Origin of the sequence: Streptomyces sp. NRRL S-495 (assembly GCF_000966955.1) — a bacterium.
In the GTDB taxonomy this organism is placed as follows: domain Bacteria; phylum Actinomycetota; class Actinomycetes; order Streptomycetales; family Streptomycetaceae; genus Kitasatospora; species Kitasatospora purpeofusca.
This window is the reverse complement of sequence record NZ_JZWY01000273.1, coordinates 1-1,657: the sequence shown is the minus strand read 5'-3', so window position 1 is coordinate 1,657 and position 1,657 is coordinate 1. Positions and strand designations below refer to the sequence as shown.

The window sequence follows — 1,657 nt, the reverse complement described above, 5'->3', positions numbered from 1 at the left end:
CGCCGTCCGTACCGGCCGGGCGGCCGCCCGCGCCACCGGCCTGAACAAGGTCTACGGGGAGGGCGAGACCCGCGTGGTCGCCCTCGACAACGTCAGCGTCACCTTCCCCCAGGGCGAGTTCACCGCGATCATGGGCCCCTCCGGCTCCGGCAAGTCCACCCTCATGCACTGCATGGCCGGCCTCGACACCGTCAGCTCCGGCTCCTCCACCATCGGCGACACCGAACTCGTCGGCCTCAAGGACAAGCAGCTCACCCAGCTCCGCCGCGACCACATCGGCTTCGTCTTCCAGGCCTTCAACCTCCTCCCCACCCTCACCGCCCTCGAGAACATCACCCTCCCCATGGACATCGCCGGCCGCAAGGCCGACAAGCAGTGGCTCGACCGCGTCGTCGAGACCGTCGGACTCTCCGGCCGCCTCTCCCACCGCCCCAGCCAGCTCTCCGGCGGCCAGCAGCAACGCGTCGCCTGCGCCCGCGCCCTCGCGAGCAAGCCCGACATCGTCTTCGCCGACGAACCCACCGGCAACCTCGACTCCCGCTCCGGCGCCGAGATCCTCTCCTTCCTGCGCAACTCCGTCCGCGAACTCGGCCAGACCGTCGTCATGGTCACCCACGACCCCGTCGCCGCCGCCTACGCCGACCGCGTCGTCTTCCTCGCCGACGGCCGCATCGTCGACGAACTGACCCACCCCACCGCCGACACCGTCCTGGACCGCATGCGCCGCTTCGACGCCAAGGGCCGCACCAGCTGACGCAGCACGCGCCGCCGACCGTCCCTTCGCAGACCCCTGGACCCAGGAAACCCCATGTATCGCACCGCACTGCGCAATGTGCTGGCCCACAAGGGCCGACTGCTGATGACGGCGCTGGCCGTCATGCTGGGCACCGCCTTCGTGGCCGGCACCATGGTCTTCTCCGACACCTTCGGCAAGGCCATGCGGGAGAACAACTCCAAGAGCTACTCCGACGTGTCGGTCCAGATCGTCGACGACTCCGCCGGCGCCACCGCGTCCCTCCAGGACAAGAGCGACAAGAGCGCGGTCACCCTGACCGACGCCACCGTCCAGCAGCTCGCCGCCCTGCCCGGCACCGCGAGCGCCCGCGGCGTGGTCAGCGGCTTCACCGGTGTCGCCGACAAGAAGGGCGAGCTGATCGGCCAGTCCTGGACGGCCAAGGGCGCCAACTTCGCGCCCGGCCCGGACGGCAAGGACGCCCGCTACCCGATGGTCGAGGGCCAGGGGCCGAAGAACGGCAAGGAGATCGCCCTCGACCGGAAGACCGCCGAGAAGGGCGGCTACAAGGTCGGCGACACCGTCCGGATCGGCTCCAACGGCCCGGTCCTCGAGGCGAAGCTCACCGGCGTCTTCACCACCGACGACCCGAGTGTGAACAGCGGCGGCACGCTCACCCTGTTCGACCGCGCGACCGCGCAGCAGATCCTGCTGGAGCCCGGCCGCTACAGCAGCATCGTGCTCGCCGCCAAGCCCGGCACCAGCCAGGACGCCCTGCTCGCCGAGGTGAACCAGAAGATCCGGCCGGAGCAGCAGATCGAGACCCGCACCGGGGCCGAGCTCAAGGCCGAGGAAGAGCGGATGATCACCGCCGGCACCGACAGCCTGCGCACGATGCTGCTCGCGTTCGCCGGCATCTCGCTG

Annotated in this window: 2 protein-coding genes; both read left to right on the top strand. The window is 70.3% G+C overall.

The annotated features are described in order from the left end of the window. The coding region (locus VR45_RS15690) for an ABC transporter ATP-binding protein (RefSeq protein WP_045940377.1) at nucleotides 1–754 on the top strand (754 nt) is incomplete at its 5' end. A 54-nt stretch (nucleotides 755–808) separates the two neighbouring features. Continuing rightward, nucleotides 809–1,657: ABC transporter permease (locus tag VR45_RS15685; RefSeq protein WP_045940376.1), on the top strand; the 849-nt coding region annotated here is incomplete at its 3' end.